Below are 20,232 nucleotides of genomic sequence, written 5' to 3' on the forward strand. Positions count from 1 at the left end.
ATAAAAAAAGCGGCTTACGCCGCTTCTTAATACATGCATACATTAAAAATGCACTTGGATACCCGCAAACGGACCCGACACGTCTAGGTCAGTGCTAATATCATCAATATCATCAAGCTCAATCAACATTGAGCGGTAACCTGCACGTACTGCAACATCAACTGCCATGTTGTCGATAAATTCCCACTGTACGCCCACTTGATAGTCGTGAACTGAGCTGTCATCAAGCGCCAACATACTGCCTTCGGCAAATACGCTTAATCCAGTGAACGGCAAGCCTACTTCACCACGCGCATAAGCAAGTGGCACAAAGCCTGAGTATTCTACGGTGACCGTTTCCATTGCATCTGAGCTTTGAGCATCGCCCGCTACGGTGATTTCACCGTCGAACTGCTTTGCACTCAGACCCAAGTCAATCGATACTAGATCATTATCAAATATTTCGTAATACAGCACATAGTCTATGTGCGTGAGATCAGCGGCGGTCATCGCCGTGGTATCTACCTTGAAGGTTTCATCACCAAAAGTAAAACCATCGCTCAATAGCGCAGAGCCATTAAGCTCTAGTTCGGTGTACTTAAGCTTAATATTCGGTACTAACGGCACAGGGTGCTCAAGCGCTGCGTAATAACTTGTGAACGTTTCGTCCTCAAAGTTAAACTCTTGCATACTACCTGAGTTAGAGAAGCTCCCCTGTGAATCAGCCTGCCACCCTTCAGCACCAATGTACAAACCGAGTATGGTATCTGCCTGTGCTACTGGTGCCATCGTCGACAACGACACTGCTGCGGCAAGTAAATACTTTTTCATTGTTTCCCCTTTTTATCCTTGCGCGAGTAATTCGCTTAATTCAATCAGTGCGGCATTTGCACGTGAAATATAATTCGCCATCACTAATGAGTGATTAGCAACAAACCCAAAACCGCTACCATTTAGTACCATTGGGCTCCAAACTGGCTCTTGGGTTGCTTCGAGCTCACGAATAATTTGTTGCACGCTCACTTTAGCATTTTTCTTTTCTAAAACATCAGCAAAATCATGCTCTACGGCATGTAAAAAGTGCAATAGCGCCCATGTGGCACCTCGCGCTTCATAAAACACATCGTCAATCTGCCACCATGATGTTTTAACTTGCTGCTCTAGCGGAGCGTATGTCGCCTGATGCGCTTCTTTATCTCCAGCCAAATCAGTATTTACTTTATCCTGCCCTACACTAGCACTGAGTCGTTGACTCAAACTGCCCAAACGCTTTTCTGCTTCTTTAACATAGGCTCGTAAATTATCGGCGCGGGCGTAAAACTGACTTTGACGGTCGCCACTGTCTGCGATTTGCGAGCGATATTCCACTAAATAATCAATACCTTGCTGATATTCACCTTCAGCGCTTGGCCATAACCACGCAGTACTACTGATATTGAATTGCGGTTGCGCCTTTTTCAAAGATGGATGCTCTGTAGATTGAGACTGAGAACGACTAAAGTCTTTACGCATAGAAAGTGCTAGGTCGCGTACCATCTCTAAAGCACCAAATTCCCACGCGGGCATATTATCCATCATCACGCTTGGCGGCATCATGTCATTACTTAGATAACCACCAGGCTTATTTAACAACGCCTCACTTACCGAAATCAAAGTAGAGGTCGTCACATAGCCTGTAACCACCTGCTCGTTGCGCTGCTGCGCCTGTTCCTGTGCGTTGGCAACAACATCAAACGGCTCCGGTTCGATGCTCCAATACACCGCTATGAAATAAAAAAGTAGTAAAATAGCCGCAACTGCGCCTGCGATAATTCCTTTGTATTGAGACATAAATACTCCTAATTATGATGATGCTGATGCACATCCTCATTGCTTGGCTTCTCGTCTAACAAACTGTAGACCTGAGCATGTGTAGTTACCCGCTCTCCATTGGCAAAAACAAGCGTTATGGTGATATCTGTGCCGACTTTAAGAGGTTGGCTAGGCTCAAACACCATTAAGTGTAGTCCACCGGGCTCAAAGACCTTAGTGTCATGTGCCACAAGCGTTAATTGCTCCAGCTTTCGCATTTTCATGAGCCCTTGGTGCATATCATGAGTATGAATTTCCACGCGCCCAAATGAACTACTCTCTACACCTGTCAATACGCGTTCTTGGTCACTGTGATTCATAATTGTGAGGTAACCGACGGTACTCTTTGTGGCGGGTAAAAATTGACGAATTTTGGCATCACTCACCATGATCTGGGCGTGAGCAATATTAAAAATACAAATAATAAAAGTGGCAGTGAATAACAAGACTTGAGAGGTAATACGCACTATCGCGACCCTTTAACTGTGTTACGTAACTGTACCCTAATATAGCTTAATGATGCCTGAGTGTCTTTAGTAAAATCAGTGACCTAAACCACAATTGCTTCGTCAAAGATAAAGTGACCAAGCAAATATGCAGCACTGACTAAAATAGGGGCATTAATAAATAGAATGATCACGGCTAAGCGGGTTAACCAAATCGGCAACGCATGGCGTTTAGCAAAACCGGCACACAGACCAGATAATTTTTTATCTAGTGAGTCACGATAAAAACGTGATGATGTTGAACGAGCCATTGTATGTACTCCAAATAGTTAGCTTGATACTAACTAATCAAATTACATGCCAATGGCTAAAGATCTGATTTATATGAAATAAATTAATTCACCATTTTGGGGCGGTGGCGAATTAAGCTAACACTTAGTAAAAAAAGCTACTAGCTGACAAATTCTAGCGCTTTCACTAAGGTTTGCGCGGTAGCTTCATTTTTATGACCATTTTCAGATAAGTGACGACGATACCCTCTCGCACCTGGCATACCTTGGAATAACCCCAACATATGGCGAGCAACATGCCAAAAACGTGCGCCTTGGCGCATCTCATTATCGATATAATCTAGCATATGCTCTGCGACTTGGTGACGGGTGAGTGTAAATGGCGACTGCCCGTAAAGGGTTTCGTCAACTTGGGCGAGTAAATATGGGTTACTGTATGCCTCTCGACCGATCATCACACCGTCAACATGCTGCAAGTGATGTTGACACTCTTCAAGCGTCTTGATGCCGCCGTTAATACTGATATGCAGGTGTGGGTAGTCTTTTTTCAACTGATACACGCGCGGATAATCAAGCGGTGGGATCTCGCGATTCTCTTTGGGACTCAGCCCCTGTAACCACGCCTTGCGCGCATGAATAATGAAGTCATCACAACCAACCGCATGGTTTGCGTCAATTAGCTCAAGCAAAAATTCATAACTATCTTGCTCATCTATGCCAATGCGCGTTTTTACCGTAACCGGAATATCAGTTTGCGCCTTCATCGCTGCGATTCCCTCAGCCACCAGCTGCGGCTGCGCCATTAAACAGGCTCCAAAGCGGCCATTTTGCACTCGATCCGACGGGCAACCTACGTTTAGGTTAATCTCAGCGTAACCGCGCTCTGCTGCCAACTTTGCACAATGTGCCAGCTCATCAGGATTAGAGCCACCCAGCTGCAGAGCAACTGGCTGTTCATGCTGATTAAAATGCAGATAATCCCCCTTACCATGAATAATCGCGCCAGTAGTGATCATCTCTGTATACAGCACAGCTTCTTTACTCATGATGCGATGAAAAGTACGACAATGACGATCCGTCCAATCCAGCATTGGCGCTACGCTAAAGCGTCGAAACGTATCAGTGTGCCAAGAAGGCATTGTATTTTGAGTCATTGCGGTTACCTGTATTAACGCATTGGCGATTGGGCGCGCATTATATGCAAAACAGCCACAGATTTCACCTGTTCAACTACGCAGCGATATGGCAGTCGTAAAATGCATCAATAGCCTCAATGCTAACCCGTTACAGCAGTAGTAATTTTTCTATGGCGTAGTATGCTAGTATACGTGCAATAGTGACGGTAGTAAGGTTGAGAATGAACATAGATGCGCTAGTAAACAAAGCAAGAAGGATGTGCGAGAGTAAAGGCGCACGCTTCACTCCGATAAGAGAAAAGGTCTTTCGCTTGTTAGCGAGTACTAAAAGCGGTGTTGGTGCCTATGATTTGTTAGAGCAATTAAAGGTCACGGAAAACAGCGCCAAGCCTGCAACCATCTATCGTGCTCTAGATTTTCTGTCAGAACAGGGGTTTATTCATAAAATTGAAAGCACTAACTCCTTTATGTTGTGCCATCACTTTGAGTCAATTCATCCCGTACAATTGCTGATTTGTGACCAATGCGGTCATGTTGACGAATTGCATTCCGGCGTTATTTCAGCAGAGCTGAGCGCCCTTGCTGCTGAGCATGGTTTTAGCGTGAGCTCACAAACCATCGAAGCACATGGCATCTGCCAAAACTGTCAGTCATAGTAAGCACTGCAATGAGTTGGCAACAGCAACACATTACACTTAGCGCCAAAGCTCGCGGGTTTCATTTAATTGACCAAGAGCTATTAGCCCAGCTGCCACAAATAAGCCAATACCAAGTGGGTTTAGTGCACCTCATGCTATTGCACACTTCAGCAAGTCTAAGTATCAATGAAAATGCCGACCCCACCGTTCGTAAAGATATGGAATCACACTTCAATTGGTCAGTACCAGAGCGCCAATCATTTTATCGTCACACCTATGAAGGGGATGACGATATGCCTGCTCACATTAAATCGAGCACGCTAGGATGTGAACTCACTTTGCCTATTCGTAATGGCCAACTTGCTTTGGGCACATGGCAAGGAATTTACCTAGGTGAACACCGAGACTTCGGTGGAGAACGCCGTATTATTGCCACTTTGCAAGGTCAACTTTACGTTTGATAGCCACATAAATTTGCGCATTTTCAAAACTTTATTAACCAATAAATTCATTTATTACAAGCAATTACATTTTCATCCATATTGAATAGCAAGAAGCTATAGTTAACCTGCCGTACGAGCTTCACTTAATAAGGATTAATTATGACTGCACAGCAATCAAGCACCATCATTGTGCCTAGCGAACCGAACAATCACACCACGTCGCAAAACTTCACACTGATCCCAAGCGCGACAGAGCGCTGGGTGACGCAAAACAGTGATGGGATGCCAAATAGCCCTGACGACTTCAACATTACTTTCACTAACAACCCAACAAATCCCAGCATCGCAAAACGCCAAGAAGCAATATTAGAAATAGCTATTACTGATCCTGATTGGGAGTTTTTTGGTAACGGTGTGGAATACGTGAGCAGCGAGAGTAACTGCAATTACAATGTCGACTCACAACTGAGTGAAGACCGTAAAACATTGACCATCACGGTGCGTAATGTTGCAGTAACTATTGGCTATGCGCTAGGTAACAACCCGCCGCCGGATAGAGTGATTGAGGTGCAACCTTCAGCCAGTGCGCAACCGCTTGCTGTTAACTTCCGTTATACTGCGAAAAATACCAGCACAGGTAAGTTTTATATGTCGCAAGACCCACGCATCGTTGTGGACCGCCCAAAAGAAAACTAATGTTCAACTGAGCACAGTCGCTGTGGCTCTTCTAGCAAAGAAGTGAATTGCTGATGAGCACACAGTGGCTTGAACCACGGCACATAAAACCAACTCGACTGATAACCCGCTTCAATGGATTTTTTCGCGTAATACAGTGCCGAATATTGATCACCGATTTCACTATAAACAATCGCTGCACCATAGTAGATATCCGCCAGTTCCGGCCCAGCATCTAAGGCTTCCTTAATGGCGACAGTCGCTTGCTGGTAATCGCCTAAATGAGCAAACGCTTGCGCTCTGTCTGACCATGAATACGCTGAATCTTGGCCATTATTGATATCCACAACACGCTGATAATGTTCTTTGGCTTGATACACCATACCCGAGAGCGTTAACGCATCGGCATAATTTAGGGTCATCGCTGAGTTATTCGGTGCTAATGCCAACGCCTTCGCAGCCAGCTTTTGCGCTTGGTTATACTTGTGAGAATACATGTACGCAAGAGCCAAATTAGTCGCTGTACTGGCATTGGCCACCCCCTGCGAGTCACTAGACTCAGCGAGTTTGGATTCATAGCGAGTGATAACGTCATCGAAGTCGCCATTCGTCAGCGCTATAACGGTCAACAATTGATGCGCATCACCATGGTTTGGCAATTTAGTGACAATATCATTGAGCAATGCACGCGATGATGACACATCTCCCATGCTGTAGAGTAAAGAAGCTAGCTTCATTTGCACGTTAATATTAGGGCGTGTAATTAACGATTGCTCCAATAGCTCCCGCCCGTGTTCAAGATCTCCTGCTTCAATGTAATATGCCGCTTTTAGGTTTTGATATTCGCCCTCAGCACCACCCTGAGCTCGTATTTTTTCAATGTAATGGAGTGCCTCATCAGCCTCACCCAACGCCAGAAGTATAAGCGCTTTGTTTGTTGCGAACCCTGTGCTCTGCTGATAGTGCCTTGGCGCTTTATCGAGCAGGTCGTTAACCACATAAACCAACTCGCGGTTTCCTTTAATACTGTGTAATTGCAACGCAAGTTCACGCACCAGAGTATAGCCTGCACCAAAATTAGGTTCTTGTTTGACTAATGCGACAACGTCATAGAAGGTGTTTTCGCTTATTTCACCTTGCTCATAGTAACGCCCATAGTAACTAAATAGTTGTGCATGTAACTGATGCTGCTGCTCTTCATCAAGTGTCGACAGCCCATCAAACAGAGCTGACACATAAAATCGCACTGATTCATGTATGCCATGAGTATCTGACAAACTCGCTTGCCATTGCTTGGCGTCAACCACATGCCAGTCTGGCCCTGCTAAGCGTGCAACCTCTACGGCACAATGAATTTGCTGACACGAAACCTGACTTGATACCAGCACTTCAGCCCCCGTGTATTGCGCGAGGCGATCAAAATATGCTTTGGGATTGTGTGTTTTTAAATCATCAATTCCTTGTGTCACCATGCGCATTTCTGCATGGCTGACAAGCTGAGTGTGTTGTGCTGTAAGCTGCTGCCACAAGGCGCTTTGAACCGCTCCTTGTAAGGTACTTTTGTGATACGAAAATTCAGCTGAAAGCTCATCAATGTGGGTGGGTAGAATCGCCACTACTGGTGCTTTAAAAACATACTTTTTTAAATAATAACTTCCCGCCGCAACAGCGCCGATAAACACACATGCCGTTACAGCGTATCGCAGCCAAGGCATTTTCTTAGTGGATGCTTGTTTTACATCCTGTGGTTGTGCGTTGCTCTGAGTTTGGTCATGCGTTGGTGGGTCAATAGGCTGAGTTTGCTGCTCCATAATGGCCTGTTGTACCAATAATTGCAGCACTTGAATAAGCTGTTTAGCCATACCTCCACGGCGCACATTAACGCGCTCATTGGCATTTAAAGATAGGCCTTGCTTCAAAATATTGGTCAACGCTACGGGCATGTCGGTGTGCAGCTTGTCGAACTCGGCGTAATCCCCAGAGCATATGGCCTTGGTGATGTTACTTGGCTTGTGGTGGGAAAAAGGATGCTGATTAGTCAAAAACTCAATGGCCAACACACAAAACGAGAACCAATCACTGTTGTGTCCAAGAGCTTCGCCTTTAATTTGCTCCGGTGACATATATCCTCTCGTGCCCGCACTGGCTAATGTGGTATCAACTGAGCCTATAAACTCAGCAATACCGAAATCTGCGACTTTCACTTCACCCGAGTCGCTGATCAGTATGTTACTTGGCTTTAAATCGCGATGAATAATGTCATTTCGGTGAGCGTGCTCTAACCCTTTAGCAATATCGATCAGTACCGAAAGTTTTTGTTCAAGGCCTAACAGGTGCTGCTTTTGATACTGCAGCAGGTTCTTACCTCGACAAAACTCCATGACCAAGTAGTGTTGACCTTTATATTCTGCACAATCAAACACTTGGATAATATTGGGATGATTTAAACGAGCTAAAAAGCGGGCTTCATTAAGTGCTTCAGCACTCATTTCACCGTCAAGGTTCTCATTATGTAGGATTTTAATTGCGACCGTTCGCTCAAGCTTAGTGTCGAACGCTTCATACACGGTTCCCATGGCGCCCTGATAGACTTGCTTTTTTAGCTCATAATGCGCCAGTGAATACATCAATTTCTTTACCTTAATTAGACGCTCGTTTTAGTGCACCTTCGAGTTGATGCCCTTTGTAAATTTCGAAATTACTGGCATTAAAACGCACTTTTCGCAGTTTTCGCTCGATCACGTTATCGGCACCTTGGATGCTTGTTAAAGCGTCACTAAATTGCTTACGAGCGCGGTGGATTTGAATATTAAGGTAGCGTAAATCGATACCAAGATCTTTGGCAATCACTTCCGTATCAACCCAACCTTGGCTCAACTCATGAACACCACTTTTTGCATCTTGCGCTTTGTAACGCGCGAGATTAAGCGTGAGGTAATGGTGACACCGCTCGCCCAAATCAAGCTCTTCTTTGGGCCCTTTGATCACCAACTCTGCCGACTCTTCATCCAAGGTAAGGAAGAAAATAAAATGCAGGTCTTCGAGTTTTACAGTGGCCACTTCTTTGAGTGCCGTCGCCGCTTCCAAACGACTTAAATGCAACTGGTAAGTGTGTTTACTATCAGTCACCCTATCGTGCTCAATAATAATGGTGTGCTCGAACATAGACCCATCAAGGCGCTCAAAGCACCATAGCCCTGTTTCGCGTTGGGTAAATACAGCGACTTCAGGGTTTTCTTCAGGGATTAAATTATAACTTGAGAGCGCGATGGCGTTTTCTGTGGGCTGGCCTTGCTCATTGAGAACAATCAACAGATCACTTGGCTTATCAAGATTGGCGACACGGAAACCACGAGTATGGCTACCGCCAAAGCTGATAACGTCATCGCATTTGAGAATTTCACTGCTGTCTTTTTCTAAACGCATGCCATTGAGCCAGGTACCATTGCGACTTAAATCCCTAACCTGCCAATGGTTTCCTTGCCATTCAACGATAGCGTGGATTTTCGATATACTGGGATCGGCCACCAAGGTATCGACACTATACTGAAAGCGTCCGATGCTATGATGGGCGTGTAAATAAATTACTTTATCCGTGTCTAATTCTATTAGGTAAGCCATAAATACCCCACGCGCCTGTACCCATTTCTTTTAATTGTAGAAGCTAAATTAACCATTCTCTTCTTTTTTTAACAAAAAATAAATAACTGACGCACTCAATGAATCGACTGTGCGCCAGCGACACATAAACCTTAGCAATCTATCTAACTTGCTGAATTAACCTAGGTATTCGTAACTCACTCGAGGGGTAATGTTGCACAGTAGCTCATAAGCAATGGTGTTCGCGCGCTCAGCTATCTCCTCGATAGCGAGTTCACGTCCCCACATCAATGCTTCATCGCCTACTGCAACACTGCGGTTATCCGCACCGATATCAACGGTGATCATATCCATTGATACCCGCCCAACCAGTGGATAGCGTTGACCATTAATAAGTACTGGAGTGCCATTGTCTGCATGGCGTGGGTAACCATCACCATAACCAATTGCCACTACCGCCAATTGCGTGTCTTTGTCGGCCTGCCAATGACCACCATACCCTACCAGTTCACCTTGGCGGACATGACGCACTGCAATGACTTCACTTTTGAGGCTCATCACCGGCTCCAAGCCAAGATCTTGAGAGACCCTACCTTGTACTGGCGATACACCATACATCATCAGCCCTGGGCGCACCCATTGGCCATGACTTTGTGGGTAATTAATAATGGCTGCGGAATTGGCTAGGCATAATGCTTCTGGCTTGTTGTTTACGAGCGCAAAAAAAGTCGTCAGCTGCTTGTCGGTATATGAATTGCTGAGATCATCTGCACAGGCAAAGTGCGTCATAAGTTGCACATCGTCGCAGACGTTTGGGCAGTGTTTTAAGCGGCTATAAAAAGCGTCAAATTGACGAGGTTCAATACCTAAGCGATGCATTCCGGTATCAACCTTCAGCCATACCTTTATACAGCCACTTAAGTTTGCTTGCTCAAGTGCTGCGAGCTGATACTCATCATGAACAATCGTTTGGAAGTTATTCGCCAGCATAATCTCAATATCACTGGCTTTAAAGAACCCTTCAAGCAATACAATCGGCTTGGTGATGCCGCCGGTACGAAGCGCTAAGGCTTCTTCTATGCGAGCTACAGCGAAGGCATCAGCATCAGCAAGGCGCTGCGCTATTTTTACCAACCCGTGGCCATACGCATTGGCCTTGAGTACCGCCATTACTTGGCTGTTTGGCGCGAGTTCTTTTACTCGCGCTAAATTGCTTTGTAGTGCTGAAAAATCAATGGTTGCAGTGGCTAGCGCCATAGTAATTAATACTCATCATCCATTGCCGGACCGGCATAATTATCAAAGCGTGAGTATTGCCCTTGGAAGGTTAACCTGACCTTACCGATTGGACCATTACGCTGCTTACCTATGATGATTTCGGCGGTACCTTTATCCATACTGTCTTCGTTGTATACTTCATCACGGTAAATGAACATGATTAAGTCGGCGTCCTGCTCGATTGAGCCTGATTCACGTAAGTCAGAGTTAACTGGGCGCTTATCAGCACGTTGCTCTAGCGTACGGTTAAGCTGAGACAGTGCAATAACAGGACACTGCAACTCTTTCGCTAAGGCTTTGAGAGATCGTGATATTTCGGCAATTTCTAAAGTACGGTTGTCCGAAAGACTGGGAACACGCATTAGCTGCAGGTAGTCGACCATGATCATACTAATGCCACCATGGTCACGGGCAATACGTCTTGCACGCGAGCGCACATCTGTAGGGGTTAGGCCCGATGCATCATCGATGTACATCTTACCTTTTTCAATGAGTAGCCCCATTGTTGATGATAAACGCGCCCAATCATCGTCATCGAGCTGACCTGTACGTACCTTGGTTTGGTTGATACGACCCAAAGATGCGAGCATACGCATCATGATTTGCTCTGAGGGCATCTCCAGAGAGTAAATAAGCACAGGCTTGTCTTGCGTCATCGCCGCATGCTCTGCCAAGTTCATCGCAAAGGTGGTTTTACCCATTGATGGACGCGCTGCTACAATGATCAAATCAGAAGGTTGCAAACCTGCGGTCATTTTATCTAAGTCTGAGTATCCAGTACTCACACCGGTCACACCATCTTGTGGCGACTGATATAGCTCTTCGATTTTATCGACGGTTTTTTCCAAAATAGTATGGATGTTTTGCGGACCATCGGTGCTTTTAGTGCGCTGTTCAGCGATTTTAAATACTTTACTCTCGGCAAGATCGAGTAACTCGTGACTATCTCGCCCTTCAGGATTAAAACCTGCCTCAGCAATTTCGTTAGCAACACCAATCATCTCACGTACTACCGCACGTTCACGGACAATGTGTGCATATGCTGAAATGTTTGCAGCACTTGGCGTATTTTTAGCGATTTCACCTAGGTAAGCGAAGCCGCCGACACTATCAAGTTGATTGTTTTTCTCTAACGACTCGGAAATGGTAATAAGGTCAATAGGTTGCCCTGCTTCGACCAAGCGCTCCATTGCTTCAAAAATAAGTCTGTGGGTACGCGTATAAAAGTCTTGTGCCACCACCAGCTCAGCCACGCGGTCAAATGCCTCGTTGTCGAGCATCAAGCCACCTAGTACTGACTGTTCAGCTTCAATGGAATGCGGGGGTACTTTTAGGCTATCAACCTGTTTATCTATCTTGGCCATAGTTACTCAGTTGGCGAGTTCAATGACTTTATTCTATCGGCTTAGTGGGGCTATGCAACTGCTGTGTTACATTTTTAAAAAAGAAGCGGGCTAAGAGCCCGCTTAAGTTGGGAGTTGCTGTATCCGTGTTTTGGCTGCTTAGTCTTTTTTGCGCAGATGTGTGTTACCACTAATGGTTGTTACCTCTACTTCAGCTTCGCCTTGGCCAAGCGTGAAACTAAGGCTTTCACCAGGACCATACTTGGCTTCTTTTGCTTTGTCTTTGCTCAGGTCGTTACGAATATCGCCACCCGCATGTGCTTCTAAATCAAAGCGCGCTGAGACTGTGCTTGGCAGATAAAGGTCAAAATCGCCACTGACACTTTCAGCGCGAATTTGCGCGTCCGCTTTGAGTTCATTTACATACACTTCAAGTTCACCATTTACGGTGTTGATCTTAAGGCTACCCAGAGTCTGTGCACGCAATGTCAAATCACCATTGACGTTCTCAAAGCGGATATCCTCAGACCCAGTTGTGCTGTTCACATCGCCATTCACCAGCGTCATGCGCAGTTGACCTTGCGAGTCGACATCGTTGATATCACCGTTTACCGTTTGATAGCGAATATCACCTTTCAAGTTCGTACCATTAACGTCGCCATTAACGGTTTCAAAAACTAGCGTGCCTGAAAGGTCTTTGGCATCAATGTCACCATTGACCGTTTCGATGCGGCTTTCACTGTTAAGTTCGCTGACATCCACATCAACATTAACACCCTCTAGGGTCAATGCGCTTTGCATTGGCATATAGATAGTCAGTTTTGAGCCCTCGCCACCATCATTCTTTTTGCCCCAACTCCAACCGCTGTTGTAGCTTTTTGGCATTTTTACTATGAAGTCGGTGCGTTGACCGCGGGTTTCTAATGTATAGCCTTCGGCCAAATCATCAAGTTCACCTTTAATTTGTAGGCTGTCTTTATCCCAACCTTTAATGGTGATATCACCACGCTGGTTATCGATAAAAATACGGCCATCGGCAGGAACAGTAATTTGTTCGTCAATTTTCTCGCCTGCCAGTGCTAAACAAGGCACCAATGCTAGGGTATATGCTAATGCTTTCATGTCGTTCTCCTAAATATGCTGTAATACAGTGCTTTGTTTTGGTGAATGCACTTTATTAATTAAATCAAGTTGTTGCTGATACACTTGCGCAAGCATGCCAAGCAGTGCGCGGTTATTTGGGTCATCTTCTAGAGCGTCTTTAATCGCCTTTTCTGCCTGCTCTAATTCGCTAAGCTGTGCTTGCCAATTATCTGTTAGCGCTGGTTGCGATTGATACTGCACCAACAAGCTTTGCTTTTGCTGTTCATACACATCACTGATAAGTGCAAACTGGCTGTTCTCTTGTGCACCTTGCATTGGCATATTTAAACCAACCAAAGCGACCAACACTGCAGCGGCAGCTGTGCCAAATGCAGGCATCACCCAGTTGCGCTTGGCTTTATGTTGCTGCGCATTGCTTTGTAAATTAATGGCATGCTCAATACCGGGCCATAAATCACGACTTGGGCTAAGCTCTTTTTGCTGCGTGTGCAACTGCTCATCTAAAAACTGGTCGAAATCTGGTTTACTCATTTTCATACCACTCCTTTAATAACTCACGTGCTCGGTGATACTGGGATTTGGAAGAACCCACTGCCATATCCATCATTTGTGCAATCTCTTCATGGCGATAACCCTCTACCGCATACAGCACAAATACCTGCCTTGCTCGCTCTGGTAAGCGCACGATGAGCTTATCGAGGCCGTTCAATTCTTGGCACTGAGCAACTTGTTCATGCTCCATGCCCGTGTCTTCACTGCTTACAACTCGCTGTATCCAGTTTTTCTGCTTACGTAGATAACTAATCGCAATGTTGCTCGCTACTCGGTGCAACCATGTACTGAATTGCGACCGACCATCAAAGCTCTGTATTTTTTGCCACAACTGCACAAACACTTCCTGTGTTACGTCTTCAGCCTGCGCGGGGTCGGCTACCAGACGAAGACACAACGCATATACACGTCTAACGTGGCTCTGATACAGGGTATAAAAGGCATCTTGGTCGCCCTGCTGGGCTCGCTCGATGGTACTTTGCTCCTGTTGCGCTGTTTGTGTTTGTGAGAATGCCTGCTCGGCATTAACCAACATCTGCGTCATCCTGTTGTTGTTTATTTGCTTTGTTACTGTATTAGACGCGCACCAAAGTACAAAGGGTTTAAATGGTTTTAAAAAAATTTTTAATTTATTTTTCAATGGCAAGGAGTGGGGATTTTTGGCTGTTTTTGAAGTTGGCTGATCTTAGTGACGATGGCACTTTGAAGTGAGTTATTGTCGCGGTGGCGACGGCACCTTAGGGGCGGTTTACGCCAACCGCCCCTAAGAACCCCGAGGCGCCCCAACATTGCATAATTTCCTCAACGCGCCACGAGAAGTGAACGTAACCAACATGCATAGGGCGTCCATGCCCTAGGCATGTTTTCGCCCTTAGTCCAAAGGGCGATTACTCTTCTCGTATCGCGTTTCGGATGCAATGTAAGGGGATTTAGCTGATACACCGAGTTAATTTCATGCGTCTTCTAATGTTGATGGATTAGTTTTAGAGTGCAAGTAGCAGACACTCACTAACCTGTTGTATTCACTAAGCTTGCAAGGTAGCCTACCTTACAAGGTCTCACTAATAAGTTGTTATACGTAAAGGAATATCATGGACCAAATATTAAAAAATTTGAATGATCCATCATGGTGGTTTACAGGAGTATTTTTTGTTCTTGTAGGTATCTTGCTAACAAAGTTGCTGTTTAACTGGCTCCCAAATGTATTTCGAAGTATTTCAAGTAAAATTCCAGCTTATGGAAATTTGCTTTCTCGCAGATTAAAGTTGCGAATGCTGAAAGCAGTTAAACGGAATAGACAGCATGAAGTTAGAGTTAATTGGGCAATCGCCAGATATTGGAGCATAGCAACGGTTGCCATACTTTATATGTTTTTTGCCATGATTATGTTTTTGGTATATCCGAAGCAAGAGGTCGCAGGGATCAAGCATCAATTAGTCCCGCTGATGCTATTTGTTCCGATGTACTTCCTACAATTTTTCGCAATTCTAGAAAAGAAAATAACCCTGAGGATCATTAAAGGTCATATCCAGTGGAAAAAACGTATAACAAAAAGCTCAAGCAAGGACGCGCTAACGCGCGCCGCTTAGCTTGGCGTTGGCTTATTCAGATATTCAACTCTAACAGGTATCATCCTCCCCCGGTTTGATTCGCGCTGTAGAAATCGGCTTTTGTTGTGGAGCGTGCTTGAGACAGCGAGATAGGGATATCGAGCTAGGTTTACCGAGTCAGGACGACGAGTTAAACCGTGTTGAAAGCTAAGCGGAACGTTTAACAAAAACCTGAGTTCGTAAGCATTAGCGAATCACGGGTTCGCGGAGTTTCCAAAGAGGGAGTCGAATCACTCCCCCTTTGGTTGCCGTCGCCAACGCGACAAGAACTATCCAAAAACATCTTTGTCGGCACAAAGCACCAACCTACATTAGAATTACCAACAGGTAGACAACCAAACCCATAGGTATCGCTCTACCCCATTTTGATTCGCGCTGCAGAAATCAGGTTTTGTTGTGCAGTGTGCTTGAAACAACGGAGTGCCTCGTTTTGCTACCAACACCATCCGGCTCAAAGCAAACGCAAGGGGCAATCACTGACACATCGAGCTCAAATAGAGATCTGAGTTTTAGAAAATACGCCAATTGGAATTTACGTTAATCGCAGGTAATCTAAAGCTCAAAGTTCTTAATAACTCAGAGGACCGAGTAAGTGGATAAGGAATATATGCCAGATTTCAGCGGCAAATGTATCTCAATGCGATTGGTTGATTCTGATTGCAGTCACGATTTAGTCAATCCTAAATTTGAAGTTCAAGCAGGTCGACTTTTTATCGTTGGCATCATCCCTGAGGGAGCATCAGAATCAAGTTGGGATGCAAACCAATTAGGTGCTGTAGCATGGGAACAAGTCAAAAATTACACACTATTTGATAATTTAGCCTCATATCAAAGAGCTGTCGCTATTTCAGAGCGATATCAAGAAGACGATTAAACATAAAGGTCACTAATGGAAAAGTTGTTCTCCTACGGCACATTGCAACTAGAACACGTGCAAAAAGAAACATTTGGCCGCCTGCTTACAGGCGAAAAAGATGTGCTTATTGGCTACACACTGAGCGAAGTAAAGATCAAAGACCAAGCAGTGGTGAAAACCAGTGGCAAAGCGTTTCACCCAATACTCAAATACACAGGTAAACACAGCGATGCCGTTGAGGGCACCGTATTTGCGATCACCGCTGCTGAACTCGCCCAAGCCGATGAATATGAAGTGGATGAATACATGCGCGTACTCGGTAAATTTCAATCAGGTAAAAAGGCGTGGGCTTATGTATGTGCCGAAACAGAGTCAGGTAGACAATAAACAACGAGGCCTGACTCAACAATGGTAAAAATTGTCGGTATAGAAAACTCAGAGCACTACATCTGGGGTGACAACTGCGATGGTTGGCATTTAGTGAAATCGGCCAACCTCAGCGTTATCCAAGAACGTATGCCACCGGGTTGTGAAGAAGTTCTTCATTATCACGAACACGCTGAACAGTTCTTCTTTATACTTTGCGGCATCGCCACCATCGAAGTGGATGGCGAAGAACATGAACTACACCCACAACAAGGCATGCACATCCCTGCCAACACACCGCACCAACTTAAAAATAAACATGATGAACACCTGTGCTTTATCGTCACCTCAACACCCCCTAGCCATGGGGATAGGGTGTTAGCTTGAATCGACTGGCTTTTATATCAGCTTAGTGTCTGCGAAGAGCTGTCTTTCAAGTGTTTTTGAATAATAACCTTTTCGACGTAACCTGCTTACTCATGAAAAAGACTCAACCGCTCCTTTTTGACGGGTCACGACTTTAAGCAACCTGTTGCATTATCCACACTAGTAAGCCCTACAAGAATTTGTTATCAATGAATAAAGGACAAAGCGAGCAGTATTGTGGTAGAAGAATGCGCAATGTGCTCTCTGCAAACATGTAAGCTAACAAATGAGACCAATATATAAATTCTTAATCATTGTTGAAGCCATAATTGGATTTGGTCCCTTAGTCATATTGCTAGGGCTAGGCTTGATCACTGTTCCCATCGCAATTATGGGTATATTAGATGGTTATTATGGGGCATTGGTTATGCTAGTTATAGAGCTAGGAGGCTTCTTAGGTATGCTCGCGATTATCTCCATCTTAATGCATATTCTTGAGCCTAATAGGTATTTTTTCTCTGTTAAAAAATTACGCCTATTTATAATGTGCGGCTTTTGTTCTATTTTTGGGTTTGCATTTATAACAGGTATAGATATCGAATTCACTTGGCTTCTTATACCTATAGTTGTTGCTGTTCATTTTATTTATTTAGGCCGCAAATACGTGTTTGCGGCTAGTTAACAAACACTTGAACCAAGGATGCAATACAGCAGGCTTATGCTCCTTCGTCACTAATTTTAACCTGCTCTTTTGCGCCAGTTAAGAGAGGCGCAGCATAGGTATTTGCATGAAAATTCATAAAGGCGATATAGCAATTGAAATGCTAGAAGATACAATAAGAATGCATTTAGGTGGTCACTATATTTCGAGTTTTCATCTAGCGGCAGCCGCATCTGAACTATTGTCTGGTCTAAGCGAAATAAATGGTTTTAAAGGGGCGCATCGAAACCTCAAAGAAATGATGAAGGATTTCCACGATTCGAACCCTTCATTTTTCTCAAAACCAAAAGATGCTCTGAAGAGATTTAATAGCCCTAAGAACGCCATAAAACATATTAACGGCGAGAATGACCAATACGTGTACTTGTCACCAGAGCATCAGTCTAAAATGTATATCGGGCAATGCCAAAGGATGCTAGAAGAAAACTTTGGGATGTGCCTCTTAGGAAACATCTAATAAGACAACATTGCAACGCCAGCAAATTGACTGGGCAAATTAACGCGCTTCACTCTAAAAAAATTTGCCGCAAATTGCGGCTTACATCGTCCGCTAATGGCACAAACCAGACTATCAAAAACCACAGGTATCACCCTCTCCCGTTTTGATTCGCGCTGTAGAAATCGGCTTTTGTTGTGGAGTGTGTCATTGAGAGCGAGGCACGACGCCGAGCTAGATTTACCAGTACAGGGATGTGCTGTTAAATCGTCTCGATGACTAAACGCAGCGTTTAACAAAAACCTGAGTTCGTAAGCATTGGCGAATCACGGGTTCGCGGGGTTTCCAAAGGGGGAGTCGAATCACTCCCCCTTTGGTTGCAGTCGCCAACGCGACAAGAACTATCCAAAAAAAGTACCTTTGTCGGCGCAAAGCACCGACCTAAATGAGCATTACCAACAGATAGACAACCAAACCCACAGGTATCACCCTCTCCCGTTTTGATTCGCGCTGGAGAAATCGGCTTTTGTTGTGGAGTGTGTCATCGAGAGCGAGGCACGACGCCGAGCTAGATTTACCAGTACAGGGATGTGCTGTTAAATCGTCTCGATGACTAAACGCAGCGTTTAACAAAAACCTGAGTTCGTAAGCATGGGCGAATCACGGGTTCGCGGGGTTTCCAGAGGGGGAGTCGAATCACTCCCCCTTTGGGTGTCGTCGCCACCGCGACAAAATCTATCAGTAATCACCGCTGTCGGCGGCCCGACAAAAATCTTGCCAAGAGCACCCTTGTGGGCGCAAAGCACCGACCTACAACCGCATTCTCGGGTGCCCTACAACATCGTCAGGTTGAAACCTGACCTGCAGGTATCGCCCTTGCCCACAGCATTGACCTACAAACAGGCATAAAAAAACCGCGCCTTGGCGCGGTTTTTCACATAAAGCTAATCAGCGATTAAGCTTCAGCAATAACGATCACTTTGATAGTTGCAGTAACTTCTGCGTGAACCTGGATTGCTACGTCGAACTCACCTGTTTCACGGATAGTACCGGTAGGTAAGCGAACTTCTGATTTAGATACTTCGATACCAGTTGCAGAGATCGCGTCAGCGATGTCACGAGTACCGATTGAACCAAATAGCTTACCTTCGTCACCTGCTTTAGAAACAAGAGTCACTTCTGCAAGTGCTTCAAGTTTTTCAGCGCGTGCTTGTGAAGCTGCTAGCTCTTCAGCGATTTTAGCTTCAAGCTCAGCACGACGTGCTTCGAAAGTTTCGATGTTAGCTTTAGTTGCAGGAACTGCCTTACCTTTAGGGAAAAGGAAGTTACGTGCGAAACCAGATTTAACTGAAACCTGGTCACCTAGGCCACCTAGGTTTGCGATCTTGTCTAGTAGAATAACTTGCATGTCTCTACACCTTTTAAAAACTGTTAATCCGCTGCTTACTTGTGTAAGTCAGTGTATGGAAGAAGGGCTAGGTAGCGAGCACGCTTGATAGCTGTTGCTAGCTGACGCTGATACTTAGCGCTAGTACCTGTGATACGGCTAGGTACGATTTTGCCACTTTCTGTAACGTAGTTTTTAAGAGTAGCTAGATCTTTATAATCGATTTGTTGTACGCCTTCCGCTTTAAAGCGGCAGAACTTACGACGTCTGAAGTAACGTGCCATGAGTTTTTCCTCAATTAATTCTTTCAATTTGCTGAGCGTGCAGTACCAGTTGACTCAAGCCATTTCGGCCTTGGTGGCGATTTAAAAATCCCCGTACTCGTACTTGTTGCTCAACTTGCAAATATTCTGTTGCAGGTTGATGCTCTTTACCACTTGCGACCACTTGGATGCGAACATAACTTTGTCGGTTAAGCTGCGCTTCTAATTGTATCGATCTGTGCTCTAGCACGAAGATACAATGTGGTACACCAGCTGGGCTTTGACTGAACTTAGGGGCTTTACAAATAATGCCACCAATTTCGACTAAGTTGAGCGCAAGCTCACTTGGCGAATCAGCCATTACAACCACGCAGAACGATTAAGCTTCAGCAGCTTCTTTTTTCTCTTCTTTTGCAAGAGGAGAAGCTTCAGTTACTGCATCTTTAGTGCGCATAACTAGGTTACGTAGCACTGCATCGTTGTAGCGGAAAGAAGTTTCAAGCTCGTTGATTACTTCAGTTGGTGCTTCAACGTTCATTAGAACATAGTGTGCTTTGTGAAGCTTTTCGATTGGGTAAGCCAGTTGACGACGACCCCAGTCTTCTAGACGGTGAATTTTACCGCCAGCTTCAGTGATAGAACCAGTATAACGCTCGATCATACCAGCTACTTGTTCACTTTGATCTGGATGAACCATGAATACGATTTCGTAATGACGCATGGGTATTCCTTACGGTTAATATAGCCTTCCACCGTTTCGACCACTCGGTTTAAGGCAAGGAATTAAAGTTAAAAGGTCGAAATGAGCGCGTATTCTACGTATTGTTGATGAATTAATCAACTTAATTTGTGCGTCGCAAGCACAAAAAAGCCCGCGAGAATGCGGGCTAGA

The 20,232-nt window shown here is 44.9% G+C and carries 24 protein-coding genes; 8 read left to right on the plus strand and 16 right to left on the minus strand.

Annotated features, from left to right (window positions below; all coding sequences use genetic code 11):
* Positions 1-42: 42 nt before the first annotated feature.
* From AAEU32_RS05880 to dusA, 5 genes are all read right to left on the minus strand, one after another.
* Positions 43-810, minus strand: coding sequence for a TIGR04219 family outer membrane beta-barrel protein (locus tag AAEU32_RS05880; RefSeq protein ID WP_421969599.1), 768 nt, complete (start codon positions 808-810; stop codon positions 43-45).
* 12 nt (positions 811-822) lie between these two features.
* Positions 823-1,809 carry a DUF2333 family protein gene (locus AAEU32_RS05885; protein WP_421969600.1) on the minus strand — a complete coding sequence of 329 codons (987 nt, stop codon included), beginning with the start codon at positions 1,807-1,809 and terminating at the stop codon, positions 823-825.
* An 8-nt stretch (positions 1,810-1,817) separates the two neighbouring features.
* Positions 1,818-2,297, minus strand: coding sequence for a copper chaperone PCu(A)C (locus tag AAEU32_RS05890; protein ID WP_421969601.1), 480 nt, complete (start codon positions 2,295-2,297; stop codon positions 1,818-1,820).
* A gap of 83 nt (positions 2,298-2,380) precedes the next feature.
* Positions 2,381-2,587 (minus strand): PspC domain-containing protein, encoded by a 207-nt coding sequence (locus tag AAEU32_RS05895; RefSeq protein ID WP_421969602.1) that lies wholly within the window; start codon positions 2,585-2,587, stop codon positions 2,381-2,383.
* A 140-nt stretch (positions 2,588-2,727) separates the two neighbouring features.
* Positions 2,728-3,720, minus strand: a complete 993-nt coding sequence (gene dusA, locus AAEU32_RS05900; protein ID WP_421969603.1) for a tRNA dihydrouridine(20/20a) synthase DusA — start codon at positions 3,718-3,720, stop codon at positions 2,728-2,730.
* Positions 3,721-3,923: 203 nt separating this feature from the next.
* Between dusA and AAEU32_RS05905 the strand changes: the two genes are divergently transcribed.
* The 3 genes from AAEU32_RS05905 to AAEU32_RS05915 all read left to right on the plus strand — a co-directional run bounded on the left by AAEU32_RS05905 (position 3,924) and on the right by AAEU32_RS05915 (position 5,479).
* Entirely contained in the window at positions 3,924-4,358 is a 435-nt protein-coding gene (locus AAEU32_RS05905) for a transcriptional repressor (RefSeq protein WP_421969604.1), read from the plus strand.
* A gap of 11 nt (positions 4,359-4,369) precedes the next feature.
* Positions 4,370-4,801: a secondary thiamine-phosphate synthase enzyme YjbQ gene (locus AAEU32_RS05910; RefSeq protein WP_421969605.1), complete on the plus strand. Its 432-nt coding sequence runs from the start codon at positions 4,370-4,372 to the stop codon at positions 4,799-4,801.
* 141 nt (positions 4,802-4,942) lie between these two features.
* Positions 4,943-5,479: a DP-EP family protein gene (locus AAEU32_RS05915; protein WP_421969606.1), complete on the plus strand. Its 537-nt coding sequence runs from the start codon at positions 4,943-4,945 to the stop codon at positions 5,477-5,479.
* Here AAEU32_RS05915 and AAEU32_RS05920 read toward each other — a convergent pair.
* From AAEU32_RS05920 to AAEU32_RS05950, 7 genes are all read right to left on the minus strand, one after another.
* Complete coding sequence (locus AAEU32_RS05920; RefSeq protein WP_421969797.1) at positions 5,476-8,085, minus strand: protein kinase domain-containing protein; 2,610 nt, start codon at positions 8,083-8,085, stop codon at positions 5,476-5,478. The genes AAEU32_RS05915 and AAEU32_RS05920 overlap by 4 nt on opposite strands.
* 13 nt (positions 8,086-8,098) lie before the next feature.
* Positions 8,099-9,079: an FHA domain-containing protein gene (locus AAEU32_RS05925; protein WP_421969607.1), complete on the minus strand. Its 981-nt coding sequence runs from the start codon at positions 9,077-9,079 to the stop codon at positions 8,099-8,101.
* Between the two features lie 156 nt (positions 9,080-9,235).
* Entirely contained in the window at positions 9,236-10,315 is a 1,080-nt protein-coding gene (alr, locus tag AAEU32_RS05930; RefSeq protein ID WP_421969608.1) for an alanine racemase, read from the minus strand.
* A 5-nt stretch (positions 10,316-10,320) separates the two neighbouring features.
* Positions 10,321-11,700 (minus strand): replicative DNA helicase, encoded by a 1,380-nt coding sequence (gene dnaB, locus AAEU32_RS05935; protein ID WP_421969609.1) that lies wholly within the window; start codon positions 11,698-11,700, stop codon positions 10,321-10,323.
* Positions 11,701-11,838: 138 nt separating this feature from the next.
* On the minus strand, positions 11,839-12,801 hold the full coding sequence (locus tag AAEU32_RS05940; protein ID WP_421969610.1) for a DUF4097 family beta strand repeat-containing protein: 963 nt from the start codon (positions 12,799-12,801) through the stop codon (positions 11,839-11,841).
* Positions 12,802-12,810: 9 nt separating this feature from the next.
* A complete protein-coding gene (locus AAEU32_RS05945; protein WP_421969611.1) occupies positions 12,811-13,320 on the minus strand; it encodes a hypothetical protein in 510 nt (169 codons plus the stop codon).
* Positions 13,307-13,870 carry an RNA polymerase sigma factor gene (locus AAEU32_RS05950; RefSeq protein WP_421969798.1) on the minus strand — a complete coding sequence of 188 codons (564 nt, stop codon included), beginning with the start codon at positions 13,868-13,870 and terminating at the stop codon, positions 13,307-13,309. The genes AAEU32_RS05945 and AAEU32_RS05950 overlap by 14 nt, the downstream gene beginning before the upstream one ends.
* Positions 13,871-14,426: 556 nt before the next feature.
* Here AAEU32_RS05950 and AAEU32_RS05955 point away from each other — a divergent pair.
* The 5 genes from AAEU32_RS05955 to AAEU32_RS05975 all read left to right on the plus strand — a co-directional run bounded on the left by AAEU32_RS05955 (position 14,427) and on the right by AAEU32_RS05975 (position 17,711).
* Positions 14,427-14,924: a hypothetical protein gene (locus AAEU32_RS05955; RefSeq protein WP_421969612.1), complete on the plus strand. Its 498-nt coding sequence runs from the start codon at positions 14,427-14,429 to the stop codon at positions 14,922-14,924.
* A 613-nt stretch (positions 14,925-15,537) separates the two neighbouring features.
* Positions 15,538-15,819 (plus strand): hypothetical protein, encoded by a 282-nt coding sequence (locus tag AAEU32_RS05960; RefSeq protein ID WP_421969613.1) that lies wholly within the window; start codon positions 15,538-15,540, stop codon positions 15,817-15,819.
* A gap of 15 nt (positions 15,820-15,834) precedes the next feature.
* The gene (locus tag AAEU32_RS05965; protein WP_421969614.1) at positions 15,835-16,188 is read left to right on the plus strand and encodes a gamma-glutamylcyclotransferase family protein; all 354 of its coding nucleotides are present in this window, start codon (positions 15,835-15,837) and stop codon (positions 16,186-16,188) included.
* Between the two features lie 21 nt (positions 16,189-16,209).
* On the plus strand, positions 16,210-16,554 hold the full coding sequence (locus AAEU32_RS05970; protein ID WP_421969615.1) for a cupin domain-containing protein: 345 nt from the start codon (positions 16,210-16,212) through the stop codon (positions 16,552-16,554).
* A 767-nt stretch (positions 16,555-17,321) separates the two neighbouring features.
* Complete coding sequence (locus AAEU32_RS05975) at positions 17,322-17,711, plus strand: hypothetical protein (protein ID WP_421969616.1); 390 nt, start codon at positions 17,322-17,324, stop codon at positions 17,709-17,711.
* Between the two features lie 934 nt (positions 17,712-18,645).
* On the opposite strand, the gene rplI is transcribed toward AAEU32_RS05975, so the two are convergent.
* The 4 genes from rplI to rpsF are packed head-to-tail and all read right to left on the minus strand — an operon-like array spanning position 18,646 to position 20,061.
* Complete coding sequence (gene rplI / locus AAEU32_RS05980; protein WP_421969617.1) at positions 18,646-19,098, minus strand: 50S ribosomal protein L9; 453 nt, start codon at positions 19,096-19,098, stop codon at positions 18,646-18,648.
* Positions 19,099-19,133: 35 nt separating this feature from the next.
* A complete protein-coding gene (rpsR, locus tag AAEU32_RS05985) occupies positions 19,134-19,361 on the minus strand; it encodes a 30S ribosomal protein S18 (RefSeq protein ID WP_010386263.1) in 228 nt (75 codons plus the stop codon).
* A 10-nt stretch (positions 19,362-19,371) separates the two neighbouring features.
* Entirely contained in the window at positions 19,372-19,701 is a 330-nt protein-coding gene (priB, locus tag AAEU32_RS05990; RefSeq protein WP_421969618.1) for a primosomal replication protein N, read from the minus strand.
* Positions 19,702-19,719: 18 nt separating this feature from the next.
* Complete coding sequence (rpsF, locus tag AAEU32_RS05995; RefSeq protein ID WP_105187948.1) at positions 19,720-20,061, minus strand: 30S ribosomal protein S6; 342 nt, start codon at positions 20,059-20,061, stop codon at positions 19,720-19,722.
* Between the last annotated feature and the right edge of the window lie 171 nt (positions 20,062-20,232).

Origin of the sequence: Pseudoalteromonas maris (assembly GCF_049257235.1) — a bacterium.
Taxonomy (GTDB): Bacteria; Pseudomonadota; Gammaproteobacteria; order Enterobacterales; family Alteromonadaceae; genus Pseudoalteromonas.

Excerpts from the sequence above, each read along its gene's own strand:
- AAEU32_RS05895 (WP_421969602.1), bottom strand. The coding sequence starts at position 2,587 with ATGGCTCGTTCAACATCATCACGTTTTTATCGTGACTCACTAGATAAA.
- rplI (WP_421969617.1), bottom strand. The coding sequence starts at position 19,098 with ATGCAAGTTATTCTACTAGACAAGATCGCAAACCTAGGTGGCCTAGGT.
- AAEU32_RS05925 (WP_421969607.1), bottom strand. The coding sequence starts at position 9,079 with ATGGCTTACCTAATAGAATTAGACACGGATAAAGTAATTTATTTACAC.
- AAEU32_RS05910 (WP_421969605.1), top strand. The coding sequence starts at position 4,370 with ATGAGTTGGCAACAGCAACACATTACACTTAGCGCCAAAGCTCGCGGG.
- AAEU32_RS05920 (WP_421969797.1), bottom strand. The coding sequence starts at position 8,085 with ATGTATTCACTGGCGCATTATGAGCTAAAAAAGCAAGTCTATCAGGGC.
- AAEU32_RS05940 (WP_421969610.1), bottom strand. The coding sequence starts at position 12,801 with ATGAAAGCATTAGCATATACCCTAGCATTGGTGCCTTGTTTAGCACTG.
- rpsF (WP_105187948.1), bottom strand. The coding sequence starts at position 20,061 with ATGCGTCATTACGAAATCGTATTCATGGTTCATCCAGATCAAAGTGAA.
- AAEU32_RS05880 (WP_421969599.1), bottom strand. The coding sequence starts at position 810 with ATGAAAAAGTATTTACTTGCCGCAGCAGTGTCGTTGTCGACGATGGCA.
- AAEU32_RS05905 (WP_421969604.1), top strand. The coding sequence starts at position 3,924 with ATGAACATAGATGCGCTAGTAAACAAAGCAAGAAGGATGTGCGAGAGT.
- AAEU32_RS05950 (WP_421969798.1), bottom strand. The coding sequence starts at position 13,870 with ATGTTGGTTAATGCCGAGCAGGCATTCTCACAAACACAAACAGCGCAA.
- AAEU32_RS05885 (WP_421969600.1), bottom strand. The coding sequence starts at position 1,809 with ATGTCTCAATACAAAGGAATTATCGCAGGCGCAGTTGCGGCTATTTTA.
- AAEU32_RS05965 (WP_421969614.1), top strand. The coding sequence starts at position 15,835 with ATGGAAAAGTTGTTCTCCTACGGCACATTGCAACTAGAACACGTGCAA.
- alr (WP_421969608.1), bottom strand. The coding sequence starts at position 10,315 with ATGGCGCTAGCCACTGCAACCATTGATTTTTCAGCACTACAAAGCAAT.
- AAEU32_RS05975 (WP_421969616.1), top strand. The coding sequence starts at position 17,322 with ATGAAAATTCATAAAGGCGATATAGCAATTGAAATGCTAGAAGATACA.
- AAEU32_RS05955 (WP_421969612.1), top strand. The coding sequence starts at position 14,427 with ATGGACCAAATATTAAAAAATTTGAATGATCCATCATGGTGGTTTACA.
- priB (WP_421969618.1), bottom strand. The coding sequence starts at position 19,701 with ATGGCTGATTCGCCAAGTGAGCTTGCGCTCAACTTAGTCGAAATTGGT.
- dnaB (WP_421969609.1), bottom strand. The coding sequence starts at position 11,700 with ATGGCCAAGATAGATAAACAGGTTGATAGCCTAAAAGTACCCCCGCAT.
- AAEU32_RS05915 (WP_421969606.1), top strand. The coding sequence starts at position 4,943 with ATGACTGCACAGCAATCAAGCACCATCATTGTGCCTAGCGAACCGAAC.
- AAEU32_RS05945 (WP_421969611.1), bottom strand. The coding sequence starts at position 13,320 with ATGAAAATGAGTAAACCAGATTTCGACCAGTTTTTAGATGAGCAGTTG.
- dusA (WP_421969603.1), bottom strand. The coding sequence starts at position 3,720 with ATGACTCAAAATACAATGCCTTCTTGGCACACTGATACGTTTCGACGC.
- rpsR (WP_010386263.1), bottom strand. The coding sequence starts at position 19,361 with ATGGCACGTTACTTCAGACGTCGTAAGTTCTGCCGCTTTAAAGCGGAA.
- AAEU32_RS05970 (WP_421969615.1), top strand. The coding sequence starts at position 16,210 with ATGGTAAAAATTGTCGGTATAGAAAACTCAGAGCACTACATCTGGGGT.